This is a genomic window from Streptomyces sp. ADI95-16, assembly GCF_003721495.1.
In the GTDB taxonomy this organism is placed as follows: Bacteria; Actinomycetota; Actinomycetes; order Streptomycetales; family Streptomycetaceae; genus Streptomyces; species Streptomyces goshikiensis.
On sequence record NZ_CP033581.1, the window covers coordinates 180,158 to 194,571 of the forward strand.

A 14,414-nucleotide genomic window follows, 5' to 3' on the forward strand; every position below is an offset into this window, starting at 1 on the left:
CCCCCGAGGGCTTCGGTGAACGGTTCGCTCTGAGGCGGATACGTCATCGGCAGCAAGCTCCTTCAATCACGGCCGCGCGCTGGCCACGGCCCCGGCCTCAGCGCCCGGCCTGCGCGGAACGTCAGCCGCGAGGTCCTTGCGGAACAGTGGCCCCCGGCCCATCCGCGAGGAGGGAGAGGGTGGCGGTGCGCGGGAGGTACCGGGTCACTGCGGCGAGGAGGGCGTTGGCCCGGCCGGGGACGACGGTGGGGCGACGGCGTCGGCGCAGGGCGGTGAGGGCGGCGGCGACGACCGCCTCGGGGGTCCGGACCAGGGCGGCCGGAATGTCGGTGTGCAGGCCGGGGCGGGTCGAGGTTGGTCCGGGGCAGAGGGCCATCACGTAGACCCCGCGCGTCCTTTGCTCGTACCAGAGTGCTTCGGAGAACGACGCGACGAAGGCCTTGGTCGCGCTGTAGACGGCTTGGCCGGGCTGCGGGGCGAAGGCCAGGGTGGAGGCGACGTTGACCAGGGCCGCGCCGCGGCGGGCGGTGGCGAGGAAGGCGTGCGCGAGGGCAACGACCGCCTCGCAGTTCAGGCGCAGTGCGGGCAGTGCCTGTTCGAGGGGCGTGTCGGCGAAGGAGCCGGGGTGGGCGAAGCCGGCGTTGTTGATCAGCAGGTCGTACGGGGTGGCCGTCAACGCGGCCGCCACGGTGCGCACCCCGTCGGTGGTGGCGAGGTCGGCCACGAGGTAGTCGTGTTCGCCGTCGGCTCCACCGGGGCCGAGTTCGGTCATGAGGGCCCGCAGGTGCCGCTCGGTGCGGGCAACCGCGGTCACGGTGTGGCCCTCGGCAGCGAGTGCGAGGGCGAATGCGCGGCCGATGCCTTCGGTGGCGCCGGTGATCAGGGCGGTCATTTCTCCGCCTTGGGGGCCGTGGCGGGCGAGTAGAGGAAGGAGAAGCGCTCCATCACGTTCTGGCGCTGCGTGTTGTGGAAGGCGGCGATGCGCCAAGCGCCGTCGGTGTCGCGGACCAGGGTGTACGTCTGGACCTTGGACAGGTCGGCGAGGCCGGGCTTGCCGCTGCTGTAGTCGTCACCGCGACCGGTCAGGACGGCCACGTCCTTCCCGAGGAAGCGCAGGTCGAGGTAACTCGCGGCGAGCTTGGTGCCCTTGACGAAGTCCTTGAAGAGGGCGCGGTGCCCTTCGGTGATGTCGGCGCGGCCCTCGTAGTGGCTGCCGACGTACGTGGTGTAGGTGCCGTCCTCGGTGAACAGGCGGCCGTACGCCTCCGCGTCGCCACGGGCCCAGGCGTCGATGAGGGCGTCGAGGGTGGCACAGATGGCCTCGCCGTCGGCGGCGTTCGCGCCCGCCGGGATGACGTCGGCGCAGTTCTCCTCGCCGGTGCGCCGTATGCCGGAGGTGGTGTCGAGGTAGAGGTACGCGGCGGCGGCGCCGAACGCGAGGACGGCGGCGGTGGCGAGGGCGGCGCGCTTGGCGGTCTTCTTGTTCATGGGAGTGCCTCTCGGTCGACGGAACTGTCGGATGACGGCAGCCGCCGCGTTGACTACACTGACGCAACAACTGCACACGTGCATTATCTGCATGCATGCAGATAATGCACAAGGGGAAGGGTGACGCGATGACGGAGCAGGAGCAGGGCGACCGGCGGGCGGTCTTCCGGGAATACGTCGATGCCGTGGGGCTGCACGGCATGGCGGGTGCGGAGGCCGCGGGCCTCCAGGCGTCCGAGTGGTACGCCTTGAGCCACATCACCCTGGCGGGCGGGCTCACCTCCGGCGAACTCGCGGTCGGGACGGGACTCACCACCGGGGCGACGACACGACTGATCGACCGGCTGGAGCGCGCGGGCTACGTACGCCGCACCGCGGACCCGGCGGACCGGCGCAAGGTCGTGGTCGAGGCGGTGCCGGACGCGCTGGCGAGCGTCGAGGCGGCGGTGGGCCCGGCCCGCAAGCGCATCGGCGAGGTGCTCGCCGGCTACACGCCGGACCAACAGGAGCTGCTCTTCGACTACTTCTCCCGCGCGGCCCCCGCCTTTCGCGAGGCGACGGAGGAGATCCGCGCGTCGACGCAGGAGCGCAAGGGCGGCCGATAGGGGCGGGCCCCGTGGCCTGCGGGCCGTCGGCCGGGCTCGCGAAGGCGTGCGCAAGCCTCGGACCGGTGGTCGCTCGTACGGAAGCGGGACGTCGGCGGCGCCGTCCTGACCGCGATACGGACGGTCAGGGAAGAGCCGGCCGGGGTGCCCACGGCGAGCGTGAGGGTGACCAGGGCACCAGGGCGGCTGCGCCAGGGCGATGCGGACAGGCCTCCCGGGTGCCCACGCAGGGCGGGAGCCCGGCGGCGGCGAGGGCGGCACGGCCCGGACGAGCCTGCCTTGTGCCGCGCACGACGGATCCACCTCGCCGACTCAGACGGCGGCGGTGAGGCTGTGTTCGCCGGGTACCGAATCGCCGATCCCGGCCTCAGCGTCATCGGGGCGGATATGCCCCAGGCGTCCCCGCGGTGGGGGCTGTTCAAGACCACCCCCGCCGCAGCGCGCAAAAAAGGCCCTGGCCTGGCGGCGGCATCTGAGAGAAGTCGAATACGGCCTTGCACGCGGGCGCTGCGGTGCGGCAGGCCGTGTGCCAGCGGGCCAGGGACATGTCCGGGGTGTGCCGTGGGCGGCCGCCGGGCAGGTCGGAGGGGTCTTCCCATGAGGGGCCGATGTCGGGACCCTGGTCCTGCCGTACGCGTCCTGGATGCGCCTGCGATGTCCGTCCGGTCGATCACCGTGCACCCCCGTCTCGGGCGTGCGGGTGGCGGCGGACGACGACATTGCAGTCGGACGCGGCACCGACCGGCGCGCCGATCAGGACTGGACGGCCGGCTTCAAGATGCCCTGGCACCACTGGCGGAAACCGGTGGCGGTGGCGGAGGCCGGGTCGCGGGGTTCGGCGTCGTAGATTCCGTTGTTCTGCGCGTTGACCATGTCGGCCATGTCCTGGGCCAGCGCCGGGCTCGCGCCGCGCTGCACCATGCGGGCCTGGAAGTCCGCGAGCGGGACCTGCTGGTAGCGCACCGTGCGACCCAGGGTCTCGGAGATGATCTCGGCCATGGCGTCGGGGGCCAGGCTGTCGGGGCTGACCAGTGGAACGCGGGCCTGTCCGCTCCAGGCGGTGTCCAGCAGGAGCGATGCCGCCGTGGCGGCCACGTCCCGGGTGGCGACGGTCAGCAGCGGCTGGTCCGCGGTGTTCGCCATGGAGAACACCCCCTGCTCTGTGATCGGCTGGGTCTGACGGAGCAGGTTCTCCATGAAGAACGGCAGTGCCAGGGCCCGGTACTGTACGCCGGCGCTCGCGATCAGCTCGTCCATGTCGAGCGCGGCCGACAGCAGTCCGGCCTCGTCCTGGTAGCCGTGGCCCAGGGAGGTGACGTGCACCATCCGTACGCCCCGGCTCGCGGCCTCCTGGGCTACGGCCCGGGCGAAGTCCAGGTAGTAGCGCCTGGCGGGGCCGGCGTCACGGAAACCGGCCGGGGGCACGAGCCAGAACAGCCGGTCAGCGCCCTCCAGTGCCTTCGCGATCGTGTCCGCGTCGGCGTGGGAGCCCTCCACCACCTCGACCTGCGTGCGCACATGCTCCGGGAGGCGGGAGGGGTCGCGGACGATCACCCGGACCGGCTCACCGCTGTCCAGGACGCGGTCCAGGACCTGTCGGCCGACGTCACCGGTCGGCGTAGTAATGACGATCATGAGTGTCTCCATGCGTGGCGGTCGACGGCGAACCCCAGGGGCGCCGGACGGTTACTTTCGAGTGAACCCGGAGCAACGTGGCAGGTGAAGGATCAACTTGGTCGCGATTGATACCCTGGGGGTATGAATGATCTGGAGGTGCGGCAGCTCCGCTACTTTGTCGCGGTCGCGGAGGAACTCCACTTCGGGCGCGCCGCCGCCCGGCTGGGCATGGCGCAGCCCCCGCTGTCCCGCACGATCCGGGACCTGGAACGGCAGCTCGGTGTGACGCTGTTCGAGCGGACCACCCGGCAGGTGAAGCTCACTGGCGCCGGCGAGGTCCTGCTGCGCGATGCCAGAACCGCCCTGGAGGCGATCACCGCCGCCGCTCACCGTGCTCGGCACGCAGGCAGCACCTCGCCCCGGCTGCGCATCGCACTCAAGGCCGACATCGACGGTGGCCTGCTGCCGCAGATCCTGGACGCCTACAGCACCGACCCCGCCGCCCTGCCTCCCGAACTGATCCTCGGAGGGTTCGGCGATCAGCCCAGGGCACTGCGCGATGGCCTGGCCGACGTGGCGCTCGTGCTCTGCCCCATGGACGACCGCGGGCTGGACAGCGAGCCGCTGATCACCGAGCCGGTCCTGGTCGCCATGGCCGCCACCGACCCGCTGGCCGCCCGGACCCAGCTGTGCCTGGCGGACCTGGCCGGCCGGCACCTCCCCAGCGGTGCGCCGGCCGACACCGGCCGCGCCGCGCCGCGCCAGCCCGGGGCGACAGGACCAGCCTCCAACTTGTCGGAGATCTTCAACCTCGTCGAAACGGGCAGCATCGTGTTCTTCGCACCCGCCTCGGTCGCCCGACGCAACCCGCGCCCTGGGGTCGCCTACCGGCCGGTCAGCGACCTGCCGAACTGCACACTGGCCATCGCGTGGCCCCAGGACGCCCGCTCACCGGCCGTCGCCGCCCTCGTACGCGTGGCATGCACGATCGCAGCCACCCAGCGCACACGAGCAGAGGTCCAGATGCAGAGCACGACCGCCTGAGGGCCACCGCCACTCACGACGGGCGCCAGCATCGGCTTTGGGTCGCGCCAATCGCAGCGAATGGCCAGGGCCGCGCGGGCGACGCCTCATCGACGCCGCCCGCGCCTTGGGCGATCGCGGCGCCCCTGCGCCGAGCGGGGCGGAGCGGGCTGCTGCGGTCACAGGCCGTTGACGCGGGCGATCCTTTCCGCGGCCGCCGGGGTGAAGTTCGCCGTGATGACGCGGCCCGTGTTGCGTCCCTGCCGCGAGTGGGGAATCCGCGCCCGCGCGATGAGCCGGCGGCTGCGCAACGCCATCTCCAGTTCGAACCGGGTACGAGGGTCACGTAGCTGCGGTCCGAAGAGTTTCTCCAGTTGCCGCATGCGGTATCGGACGGTCTGGGGATGGACGCTGAGTGCCTTCGCGGCTTCCGGGGCGCCTCCGCGTTCGAGCCAGGCGAGCAGGGTCACCTCCAGCCGCTCGCTCTGGCGCGGGGTCAGGCCGGCCAAGGGGCGGAGCCATTGGGCTGCCAGCGCCTGGGCCAGTGGTTCGTCCTGGAGGAGGATCAGAGTAGAGAGGTGGTCGTCGACGAAGACGGTAGGGGTGTCCTGACCTTGGCGGGCCGGGGTGAGGGTGAGCAGGCGCTGGGCCCAGCGCAGAGAGGATGCGGTGTCTACCGGGGGGACCTCGTGGCCCACGGCTGCGATGCGGCCGCGCAGCGGGGGCTCCAGGCGTGCCCGGGCTTCCGGGCCCGGTGTGCGGCTTGGGACGAGCAGGCAGGGCTGGCCCGCGAACATGCCGGGGAGTGAGTCGTGTAGTGCGGCTGCGAGCTGTTGCGTTTCGCCGGGGGTGGCCAGTATGACGCCCCGTATGGCGGGCGGGAGGGGCCAGCCAGCCGCCTCGGCCAGCTCGGCGAGGGGGCGCTGCGGGGTGGCTCTGGCGTCGGTGAGCGCGTTGAACAGGTCCTGACGTAGCCAGTCGGACGGTGCGGCAGGCCTCTCCCTTGGGGTGGCGCGGCCTGTTGCCCGGTGTCCCGTGTGGTGCGTGGGTTCCCAGGTCTCTGGGGGGCTTGCCTCGTGCCTGCCGTCGCGTCTGGTGTCGTTGTCGTGGTGGGGGCCGGGATCCTCGCGGCTGGGGCCCTGGTCACCCAATTGCTCGTAGCCAAGGGCAGTGAACAGGGCTTTCTCAAGCGAGCGTCTGAGCGTTTCGTCGTCGATGGTCTCGTTGTCGTTGACGAGTGCGGAGAGTCCCGGTGTTCCTTGCTGGAGCTGTTCCAGTATCTCGTCGGCCAGCACGGGGAGTTCCGTGCGCAGGACGCGGATCCACTCGCCTGGGGGGCGGGACCAGATGCGGCTCAGGAGTTCGCACATCGTTTCCTCGTTCCTGCGGAGTGAGGCCCACTTGGGCGGGAAGGCGACGATCAGACAACCGAGGGGGCTGGTCCGGCGTCAGCCCCCTGTTTTTGGGGAGCGTTGGTGCCTTCGACCTCTTTGAGGAGGGCGATTCTTGGGGGCTTTCCTGCGGATTTGCTTCGTTCTGCCGCCTGGACACGGTAGGCGGGGGCGGGGGGACTGGCACGGTGACTGTCGTTCCCTTGTTGGAGGAGGATCTTCCGGATTGTTCGATGTGCGGAGACACGTGCGGGAAATTGTCACCTTTCGATAAATTGCGTGGAGGTGCTGTGTGTCTCCACGATCCTGTCGCTCCCGCCTCGTCAAGCCGCTGCGGTGGCTTGGAAGTTGTGCGGAGACAGCGGCCCGGGCGGTGGCCGCGCGAAGCGCTCTTGGTGTGGGAGCGTTTGCTTGCCCGGCGGATCATTCGCTCGGGAAGGGGCCACAACCCGTCACTGCTGGCCTCACGCTGTTGCGTTGGGCCTCGGACGTTCGACCTGCGTGCTCAGCGCCGGAGCATTGTGGTCTGGGACGAGGCTGTCGGTTGCCCGTACGTCGGCGGCGTGCGGGCTCGCCGCTTCCCCCGCCCGGGTGTGGGCGGTGGCGCGGCGCTGAGGCTGGGTGTCGCCGGGTCTCGCGCCTGAGTTTCCCGCACCGCGCCGAGGCTGAGGAGCAGCCGGGCGGGGACGGCTGGGCCGCGCTGGAAGACCGCTTTCCAACGGCAGCCGGAAGTGTGCCGGAATCCGCTTGGGACCTGCGCTGCCATGGGAAGGTGGTGACCCTCCTTCGGAGAGCTTCGGAGAGCACGAAGCCGTTGCCCCCTGCGGCGGAGATATCCTGATTTGCGATACATGTCGGTGCCGAAGGCCCGGACCCGGCGGTGCACTGTCGAGGGAGGTGGTCCCATGCGGGTGGCGCGTCTGCTCGTGGCCGCACTCGTCTTGGTGCTGCTGCCCGTCGCGTGCTCGGACAGTGGTGTGCCGGATCGTCCGTCCGGTCAGATTGCCGTGGCCACCGGTAATCCGGGCGGCGTGTACGCGGAGTACGGTGCGGGGTATGCCGGTGTCATCGGGCATCGGTTGCCTGACGCGTCGGCGCGGGTATTGCACACCGGCGGGAGCGTGGAGAATCTGCGCAAGGTGGAGGCCGGTCAGGCGCAGGCGGGTTTCGCGCTCGCCGATGCCGCCGCTGACGCCGTCGCCGGGCGGCCGCCCTTCTCCCGGCCGCTGCCGGTGGTGGCGCTCGCCGCGTTGTATGACAACTACGTGCAGCTGGTGGTGCGTGCGGACAGCCCGGTGCGCAGCGCGAAGGCGCTGCGGGGGCTGCGTGTGTCTGTGGGTTCTGACGGTTCGGGTACGGCGCTGATCGCTGAACGCATTCTGAAGGTCGCGGGGCTTTCACCGGAGACGGATGTGACGTCGTTGCGGCTGAATGTGCGCGAGTCCGCGGCCGCTTTGGCGGCTGGGCGGATTGATGCGTTCTTCTGGAGTGGTGGTTTGCCGACGGGGGCGATCACTGAGCTGCGCCGCGGTACTGAGATCCGGCTGGTGGACCTCGGTGACGTGGTCGGGGAGCTCACGCGGGCCTATGGCGAGCTGTATACGGAGACCACGGTGCCTGCTGTGGTCTACGGGGCGCAGAGCGCGGTGACGACGGTGAGCGTGCCGAATTTCCTGGTGGTGCGGCGTGACATGGCGGAGTCGGAGGCTTACTGGCTGACGCGGTTGCTGTTCGACGGGCAGGCGCAGCTGATTCGGGCGCACCCGGAGGCGCGGCGTCTGGATCGGCGGTCGGCGATCGCCACTGATCCGTTGGAGCTGCATCCGGGCGCTGCCCGCTGGTATCGCGAGTCGCATCCCTGAGGTGGGGGTCAGGGGGTGGTTGCGGGGGGCTGGGGGGCTGCGGCAGCGGGCGTGGGCGGTTGGGGAGCGGCGGGTAGTCGTACGGTCGCGGTGAGTCCGTGGGGTTGTGCGGCCGCCAGGTGGAGTTCGCCGCCTCCGGCTTCCACGAGTATTCGCGTGAGGGCGAGTCCGAGGCCGGTTCCGGGGACGTTCTGGTGACGTGTGCTGCGCCAGAATCTGCCGCCCGCCTGGGCGAGTTCTTCCGTCGTCAGTCCGGAGCCCTGGTCCTGGACGGTCACCTCCACGGTGCCGTGTCCGTTGTCCGCCGTCCGTCCGTGGGGCGGGCTGGCGGTGTCGTGGCTGGAGGCTTGCGGGGCGTGCGGGGCGTGCGTCACGCAGATGTCCACGGGTGAGCCGTCGCCGAACTTGAGGGCGTTGTCGAGGAGGGTGTCCAGGGTCTGGTCGAGGCATTCGGGCAGGGACAGTGCGCTGACGCCGTCGGGGATCCGTGTGGTGAGGGGGACGCCTTCGGCGTCGAAGGCGGCCCGCCAGGCGTCGGCGCGGTGGGCGACCACGGCGGATACGTCGACGGGTGTCCGTTCCGCTTCGGATGCCTCCGCTCTGGCCATGCGCAGCAGTCCGTCGAGCATCTGGCCGAACCGGTCGGCTTCTTCTACCGCGCTGTGGAGTTCGTGCAGGCCTTGGGGGTCGTTCACGAAGTCTTCCAGGTTCTCCACCCGAAGGCGGAGCGCGGTGAGTGGGTTGCGTAGCTGGTGGGAGGCCTGTGCGACGAAGGCGCGCTGCTGTTCCTGGGAGGCGTGCATGCTGTCGGCCATGGCGTTGAAGCTGTTGGCGAGGCGGCGTAGTTCTGGGGCGCCGGCCCGGTCGGAGACGTGGGTCTTCAGTCGTCCGAGCGCGACTTCGTGGGTGGCGCGGTCGAGTTCGTGGACGGGGCGCAGTACCCAGCGGACGACTGGGGTGGCGACGGCGATGAGGACGATGGCGAGGGCGGTGAGGCTGCCGAGTATGACCAGGGTGAGGTAGTCCGCGACTTCGGAGCGGGCTTGGTCGGTTGGGGAGACGATCAGCACGGCGCCGAGGATGTGGCCGTCTCGTTTGATGGCGTCGGCGTGGATGAAGGGGCGGTCGTCCCAGGGCCATACGACACTGGGCCGTTCGGGGGGCCGGTCGGCGAGGGCTTGGAGGAGCGCGGAGCGTACGGCGGGTTCTTCGAGGTCGATGGGGTGCGGGGCGACGACGGTCGTCTTGCGGTCGGCGTCGACGACGGCGACTTGGGAGTCGTACAGGCCGGTGTAGCGGTCGGCGGCGGCTTGGAGGCGGGCTGTGCGTCCTGTTTCCAGGGCGGTGGCGGCCATGTCGGCGAACCAGGCGCTGTCCTGGACCCGTCCGGTGAAGGACGTCTGGATGGTGCGGTCGGCGGTGGCTCGTACCAGGGGCACGCTGAGGGCGACGATGAGGCCGGCGACGAGGGCGCAGACGATGACGAGGAGCCGGCGGTGCATCGGGGGCTCAGCAGCCGGCCGCCGCGGGCGGCGGGATGGGGTCTGGGGCGGTGGGGTGTGTGGTGAGGCGGTAGCCGAAGCCGCGGACCGTCTGCACGAGGCTTCCGGTGCGCCCGAGTTTGCCGCGCAGGGTGGCGACGTGGACGTCGAGGGTGCGTGACATTCCGTCGTAGGCGGTCTGCCATACCTCGACCAGGATCCGGTCCCGGGATACGGCGGCGCCGTCGGCCCGGACCAGGACGGCCAGGATGTCGTATTCCTTGCGGGTCAGGGGTACGGGCTGTCCGTCGAGGGTGACCGTGCGTTGCGCGAGGTCTATGGCGAGGCCGCCGGCGAGGGTGAGGAGGGGTTCTGGGCGGGGGTGGTGGTTCATGCTGCGCCGCAGGACCGCTTCGATGCGGGCGAGGAGTTCGGCGGTGCCGAACGGTTTCACTACGTAGTCGTCCGCGCCGCTGCGTAGTCCGCGGACGCGGTCGGGTTCGCTTCCGCGGGCGGTGACGGCGATGACGGGGACGCCGCCGCGGGCCCGCAGTTCCCGGCAGACCTCGATTCCGTCCCGGTCCGGCAGGCCCAGGTCGAGGAGGACGAGATCGACGGGGGGTGCGGCCAGGGCCTGGGCGGCGCTGGCGGCGCGCTGGACGTCGTAGCCGTTGCGGCGCAGGGCGCCGGCGAGGGCTTCGGCGACTCGGTTGTCGTCTTCGACGACGAGTATGCGCAACGCGTCCTCCCGGTGCTTCCCTGGCTGGGTCCCGCGCCGCGGGGCCCGCCCCGGCGGCTGTGGGCGGCCGCGGCGCAGGGTGCGGCCTTTGATACCAACCTAGGAGTGATCCAGGTCACTGAATCCTAAACCTACGTTAAGAGCGCGAGCGTTCTCTGTCGCCTTCTTGTTACGGCTGCCACGGTCTGAGGAACCGCAGTGTTCAGTCCGAGGAGGCCGTCATGGGCATGGTGCAAGCGCCGTCCGAACCAGGGCAGCGGACAGCCGACGAGCTGGTGGCCGAGTTCGACCAGGAGCGGCCCGCCCGCAAGCTCTCCCCCGCGGTGTCGGGGGCGGTGTCCGCGGTGTGTGCCGTGCTGTCGGTCTTCGTGCTGTACGCGATCTTCTTCCCGGTCGCCAAGGGCGGCCAGTACTACCTCACGCTGTTCCTCGCCGCGACGCTGCCGCTGATCTTCCTGACCCACCGCGGGACGGTGCGGGTGCCGGCTTGGGCGCTGCCATGGCGCCGGGGCGACGCCGCGAAGGACACGGACGAGGGGGCGAAGGGGGCAGGCGGGGCCGTACGGCGCGACGACCCGGGCTGGCTCGACTGGATGCTGGCCGCCTGCGCGCTCGCGGTGTGCCTCTACCCGCTGCTGGAGTTCGACGCTTTCATCGAGCGGCGCCAGCTGCCCACATCACTCGATGTGGCCATGGGCATCGCCATGATCGTCCTGGTGCTGGAGGCGTGCCGGCGGACCACCGGCTGGGTACTGCCGGCGTTCTGCACGGCGTTCCTGCTGTACGCGTACTACGGCGGGCTGCTCCCCTACCAGTGGTCGCTGGCGCACGGCGGCTTCGACATCGACGCGATCGCCGCCCACTTCTTCATGAGCACCGACGGCGTCTACGGCGTCCCGCTGAACGTGGCCGCCACCTACATCGTGCTGTTCACCATCTTCGGCGCCGTGCTCGACATCTCGGGGGCCGGCAAGTTCTTCATCGACCTGTCGTTCGCGGCGTTCCGCGGCTCCCGCAGCGCCCCCGGACGCACCGTGACGGCCGCCGGATTCCTCCTCGGCACCGTCTCGGGTTCCGGGACCGCCACCGCGGTCAGCCTGGGATCGGTCGCCTGGCCCGTACTGCGCAGGGCCGGCTACAGCAAGGAAGCGGGCGGCGGTGTGCTGGCCGCCGCGGGAATCGGCGCGATCCTCTCCCCGCCCACGCTGGGAGCCGCGGCGTTCATCATCGCCGAGTACCTCAAGACGAGCTACCTCACCGTCCTGCTCTACGCCCTGGTACCCACGCTGCTGTACTACCTGGGCATCCTCCTCGCCGTGGAGATCGACGCCCGCAAACACCACGCACGGCCCGTGGTCGACGACGAGGCCACCTCGGCGTGGAGGCTGCTGGGCCGGTTCGGCTACCACTTCCTGTCCCTCTTCATGATCATCGGCTTCATGGCGATGGGACTGCCACCGTTCAGGGCCGTGGTCTACGCCACCGCCCTGCAGTTCCTGCTGTCCTTCCTCGACCCCCGGCACAGGATGACGCCCCGCCGGCTGTACACGGCGCTCGCCGAGGGCAGCAGGTCCGTGCTGCCGGTGGTCGCCACCTGCGCCGCGGCGGGCATCATCGTCGCCGTCGTCACCCAGACCGGACTCGGCCTGAACCTGGCCTCCGTCATCGTCGACGCCGCCGGCCTCTTCGGTGACAACGCGACCGTGGAACTGGTGGTGACCGTCATCTTCGCGGCCCTCGCGGTGTCGGTCCTGGGACTCGCCGTCCCCGTCACCGCCTCGTTCATCATCTCCGCGGTCATCATCGCGCCCGCGCTGCTCTCCCTCGGGGTCAGCACCCCCGAGGCGTACATGTTCATCTTCTACTACGCCGTACTGTCCGAGGTCAGCCCGCCGACCGCGCTCGCGGCCGCCGCCGCGGCCGCCATCACCGGCGGCAACCCGATGCGCACCATGGTGGCTACCTGGAAGTACTCACTGCCCGCGTTCCTGGTCCCGTTCGCCTTCGTCCTCACCGACAACGGCTCCCAACTGCTGGGCACCGGAAGCCTGACAGGCGTCCTGTGGACGACCGCGGTCTCCGCCCTCGCGGTCGCCGCGCTCGCCGCCGCCACCGGAGGCCGCCTGCTCGGCCCGGCAGGCCCCGCCGAGCGCGCACTGTGCGTCGCCGCCGCCCTGTGCCTCCTGTACCTCGAACCCGCCGCGATCACCGCCGGCCTCATCGCCCTCGCCCTCGCCGTCGGCATGCGCCTGGTCCGCCGCAGGCAGCACTCCCCCGCGCCCCACACCGCAGGCCACGGCCTCCAGGCCGAAGCCGTCACGGAAGGACAGCTCCCCTCATGAAGCACCCCACGCGCACCGCGCGCCTGGCCGCCCCCGCCGTGGCCCTCACGCTCGCGCTCGCCGCGACCGCCTGCGCAGGAGGCAAGCAGGACGACAACGGGGCCGCGAACAACGGCAAAGGGGGCCGGCTCACCATCGCCACCGGACCCACCACGGGCGTCTACTACCAGATCGGCGGCGGACTGGCCGAGCTGATCTCCGACAACATCGACGGCTACCGGGCCACCGCCGCCACCACCGGCGCGTCCGTACAGAACATCCAGGGCCTCCAGGCCGGAAGCTACGACATCGCCTTCTCCCTCCTCGACACAGCGCAGGACGCCGTCCAGGGCAAGGGAAGCTTCGACAAGCCGCAGGCGGTCGAAGCCCTCACCCGCCTGTACCCCAACTACACCCAGGTACTGGTCCGGGCGGACTCCGGCATCACCTCCCTCAAGGACATGAAAGGCAAGAGGATCTCCACCGGAGCACCCAACTCCGGCACGGAGGTCATCGCCAGACGGCTGCTGACAGCTGCCGGACTGGACCCCGTCAAGGACGTCTCGGCGGAACGACTCGCGCTGCCGGAATCGGTCGACGCCATGAAGGACAGCACCATCGACGCGATCATCTGGTCCGGCGGCCTGCCCACCGGCGGCATCACCGATCTCGTCACCAGCCTCAAGGGCAAGGTCCGCTTCCTCGACATCACCGAGCAACTGCCCGCCCTGAGCAACACGTACGGCGGCGTCTACCAGAAGGGCTCCATCCCCGCCTCCGCGTACAACCAGCCGGCGGCTGTCCCCACGATCGTCGTACCCAACGTGCTGCTCGTCAGGAAGGGCTTCGACCTGGAACTCGCCGGAAAGATCGTCAGCATCGTCTACGAGAAGAAGAGCGAACTCGAGAAGGTAAACGCCGCCGCCACCGAAATCGACCCCGCCCAAGCGGCCGGCGTGGCCCCCGTCCCCCTCAACCCCGGCGCCGAGAACGCGCTCAAGAACCTCGCCAAAAAGCCCTGACCCACACCGCCGGCCCACCGCAGGTCGCATCCGCGGCCCACCAGCGACCGGCCCCTCGGCCCCTCAGCCAGACCGGACAGACCCGGTCCCCGGACAACCATCCCTCCCCCGCTCCCCCGCGATCCACTGCCCCAGGGCGCCGGCGGTCCCCGGCCACACGTGCCGGACCGCCCGCCCTCCCCCCAAGGGTGATCACGATGTGCGCCACGAGACCGTCACGCTCCCGCAGCTTCCCGATAGCCGCGGAGAAACAGGCAGTGCCAAAAGCCCGCCGCCTCGTGCTGGCCGTCGTCCGCGGATGGGACCTGCAGCTGACCGGCGAAACACTCGAAGAACTCGCACTGCTGTGCAGCGAAATCATCGCCAACGCCGTATGCCACACCACCGGAGCATCCACCCTCACCGTCCTGTGGACCGGCTCACGACTGCGCGTCGAGGTCACCGACACCACACCCGGCCTGCCCACCCCACGAAACTGCACGCTCAACGCCGAAAGCGGCCGCGGCCTCATGCTCATCGCGGCCATCGCCACCGACTGGGGCACCACACCCACCCCCACGGGAAAGGCCGTCTGGTTCGAAATGACACCCACAGCCACCGAGGAAGAGAACGGACAGCACCAGGGACACCAGGCAGTCGCCGGGAACCCGCCGGCACCCTCGCGCCAACACCCGGTCGGCGTCCGCCAGGCCACGACGGAGACCTACGCAGCAGGACAAGCGCGGTGACACGCGTCCCCGTCACGACATCGAGCCGCCCCCTATGACCCGCAACGGCCGGGCCGAAGACCTCACCAACCCGAACCGCCGAGGTCACGGCCATCCTCCTCGGCAGCCTCGCGGAAGAGGAGTCACTTGACGCTGAC

12 protein-coding genes are annotated in these 14,414 nt (G+C 70.5%); 6 read left to right on the plus strand and 6 right to left on the minus strand.

All coding sequences use genetic code 11. From position 1 onward, the window contains the following. Window positions 1-121 precede the first annotated feature (121 nt). Entirely contained in the window at window positions 122-892 is a 771-nt protein-coding gene (locus EES41_RS00975) for an SDR family oxidoreductase (protein ID WP_123074779.1), read from the minus strand. Beyond that, complete coding sequence (locus EES41_RS00980; RefSeq protein ID WP_164495681.1) at window positions 889-1,488, minus strand: SgcJ/EcaC family oxidoreductase; 600 nt, start codon at window positions 1,486-1,488, stop codon at window positions 889-891. Before EES41_RS00980 ends, EES41_RS00975 begins: the two co-directional genes overlap by 4 nt. Window positions 1,489-1,583: 95 nt before the next feature. On the opposite strand from EES41_RS00980, the gene EES41_RS00985 reads away from it, so the two are divergent. Then, a complete protein-coding gene (locus tag EES41_RS00985; RefSeq protein ID WP_250569561.1) occupies window positions 1,584-2,093 on the plus strand; it encodes a MarR family winged helix-turn-helix transcriptional regulator in 510 nt (169 codons plus the stop codon). Window positions 2,094-2,846: 753 nt separating this feature from the next. Here the strand turns inward: EES41_RS00985 and EES41_RS00990 are convergent. Further along, window positions 2,847-3,728: an NAD(P)H-binding protein gene (locus EES41_RS00990; RefSeq protein WP_123074785.1), complete on the minus strand. Its 882-nt coding sequence runs from the start codon at window positions 3,726-3,728 to the stop codon at window positions 2,847-2,849. Between the two features lie 123 nt (window positions 3,729-3,851). On the opposite strand from EES41_RS00990, the gene EES41_RS00995 reads away from it, so the two are divergent. Next, the gene (locus EES41_RS00995) at window positions 3,852-4,754 is read left to right on the plus strand and encodes a LysR family transcriptional regulator (protein ID WP_123074787.1); all 903 of its coding nucleotides are present in this window, start codon (window positions 3,852-3,854) and stop codon (window positions 4,752-4,754) included. 158 nt (window positions 4,755-4,912) lie between these two features. On the opposite strand, the gene EES41_RS01000 is transcribed toward EES41_RS00995, so the two are convergent. Beyond that, a complete protein-coding gene (locus EES41_RS01000) occupies window positions 4,913-6,103 on the minus strand; it encodes a helix-turn-helix domain-containing protein (RefSeq protein WP_123074789.1) in 1,191 nt (396 codons plus the stop codon). Between the two features lie 926 nt (window positions 6,104-7,029). On the opposite strand from EES41_RS01000, the gene EES41_RS01005 reads away from it, so the two are divergent. After that, on the plus strand, window positions 7,030-7,986 hold the full coding sequence (locus EES41_RS01005) for a TAXI family TRAP transporter solute-binding subunit (protein WP_123074791.1): 957 nt from the start codon (window positions 7,030-7,032) through the stop codon (window positions 7,984-7,986). An 8-nt stretch (window positions 7,987-7,994) separates the two neighbouring features. Here the strand turns inward: EES41_RS01005 and EES41_RS01010 are convergent, their stop codons facing one another. Then, window positions 7,995-9,488, minus strand: coding sequence for a HAMP domain-containing sensor histidine kinase (locus EES41_RS01010; protein ID WP_123074793.1), 1,494 nt, complete (start codon window positions 9,486-9,488; stop codon window positions 7,995-7,997). Between the two features lie 7 nt (window positions 9,489-9,495). Further along, the gene (locus EES41_RS01015; RefSeq protein WP_123074795.1) at window positions 9,496-10,206 is read right to left on the minus strand and encodes a response regulator transcription factor; all 711 of its coding nucleotides are present in this window, start codon (window positions 10,204-10,206) and stop codon (window positions 9,496-9,498) included. A 221-nt stretch (window positions 10,207-10,427) separates the two neighbouring features. Between EES41_RS01015 and EES41_RS01020 the strand changes: the two genes are divergently transcribed. The 3 genes from EES41_RS01020 to EES41_RS01030 all read left to right on the plus strand — a co-directional run bounded on the left by EES41_RS01020 (window position 10,428) and on the right by EES41_RS01030 (window position 14,277). Next, on the plus strand, window positions 10,428-12,548 hold the full coding sequence (locus EES41_RS01020) for a TRAP transporter fused permease subunit (protein ID WP_250570232.1): 2,121 nt from the start codon (window positions 10,428-10,430) through the stop codon (window positions 12,546-12,548). Further along, window positions 12,545-13,549 carry a TAXI family TRAP transporter solute-binding subunit gene (locus tag EES41_RS01025; RefSeq protein WP_123074797.1) on the plus strand — a complete coding sequence of 335 codons (1,005 nt, stop codon included), beginning with the start codon at window positions 12,545-12,547 and terminating at the stop codon, window positions 13,547-13,549. Before EES41_RS01020 ends, EES41_RS01025 begins: the two co-directional genes overlap by 4 nt. A 197-nt stretch (window positions 13,550-13,746) precedes the next feature. Continuing rightward, on the plus strand, window positions 13,747-14,277 hold the full coding sequence (locus EES41_RS01030) for an ATP-binding protein (RefSeq protein ID WP_302186143.1): 531 nt from the start codon (window positions 13,747-13,749) through the stop codon (window positions 14,275-14,277). Window positions 14,278-14,414: the final 137 nt, after the last annotated feature.

What these genes read in the sequence shown, in the direction of transcription:
- EES41_RS00975 (WP_123074779.1), bottom strand. Translation starts at nt 892, where the DNA reads ATGACCGCCCTGATCACCGGCGCCACCGAAGGCATCGGCCGCGCATTC.
- EES41_RS00985 (WP_250569561.1), top strand. Translation starts at nt 1,584, where the DNA reads ATGCAGATAATGCACAAGGGGAAGGGTGACGCGATGACGGAGCAGGAG.
- EES41_RS00995 (WP_123074787.1), top strand. Translation starts at nt 3,852, where the DNA reads ATGAATGATCTGGAGGTGCGGCAGCTCCGCTACTTTGTCGCGGTCGCG.
- EES41_RS01030 (WP_302186143.1), top strand. Translation starts at nt 13,747, where the DNA reads ATGTGCGCCACGAGACCGTCACGCTCCCGCAGCTTCCCGATAGCCGCG.
- EES41_RS00990 (WP_123074785.1), bottom strand. Translation starts at nt 3,728, where the DNA reads ATGATCGTCATTACTACGCCGACCGGTGACGTCGGCCGACAGGTCCTG.
- EES41_RS00980 (WP_164495681.1), bottom strand. Translation starts at nt 1,488, where the DNA reads ATGAACAAGAAGACCGCCAAGCGCGCCGCCCTCGCCACCGCCGCCGTC.
- EES41_RS01005 (WP_123074791.1), top strand. Translation starts at nt 7,030, where the DNA reads ATGCGGGTGGCGCGTCTGCTCGTGGCCGCACTCGTCTTGGTGCTGCTG.
- EES41_RS01025 (WP_123074797.1), top strand. Translation starts at nt 12,545, where the DNA reads ATGAAGCACCCCACGCGCACCGCGCGCCTGGCCGCCCCCGCCGTGGCC.
- EES41_RS01020 (WP_250570232.1), top strand. Translation starts at nt 10,428, where the DNA reads ATGGGCATGGTGCAAGCGCCGTCCGAACCAGGGCAGCGGACAGCCGAC.
- EES41_RS01010 (WP_123074793.1), bottom strand. Translation starts at nt 9,488, where the DNA reads ATGCACCGCCGGCTCCTCGTCATCGTCTGCGCCCTCGTCGCCGGCCTC.
- EES41_RS01000 (WP_123074789.1), bottom strand. Translation starts at nt 6,103, where the DNA reads ATGTGCGAACTCCTGAGCCGCATCTGGTCCCGCCCCCCAGGCGAGTGG.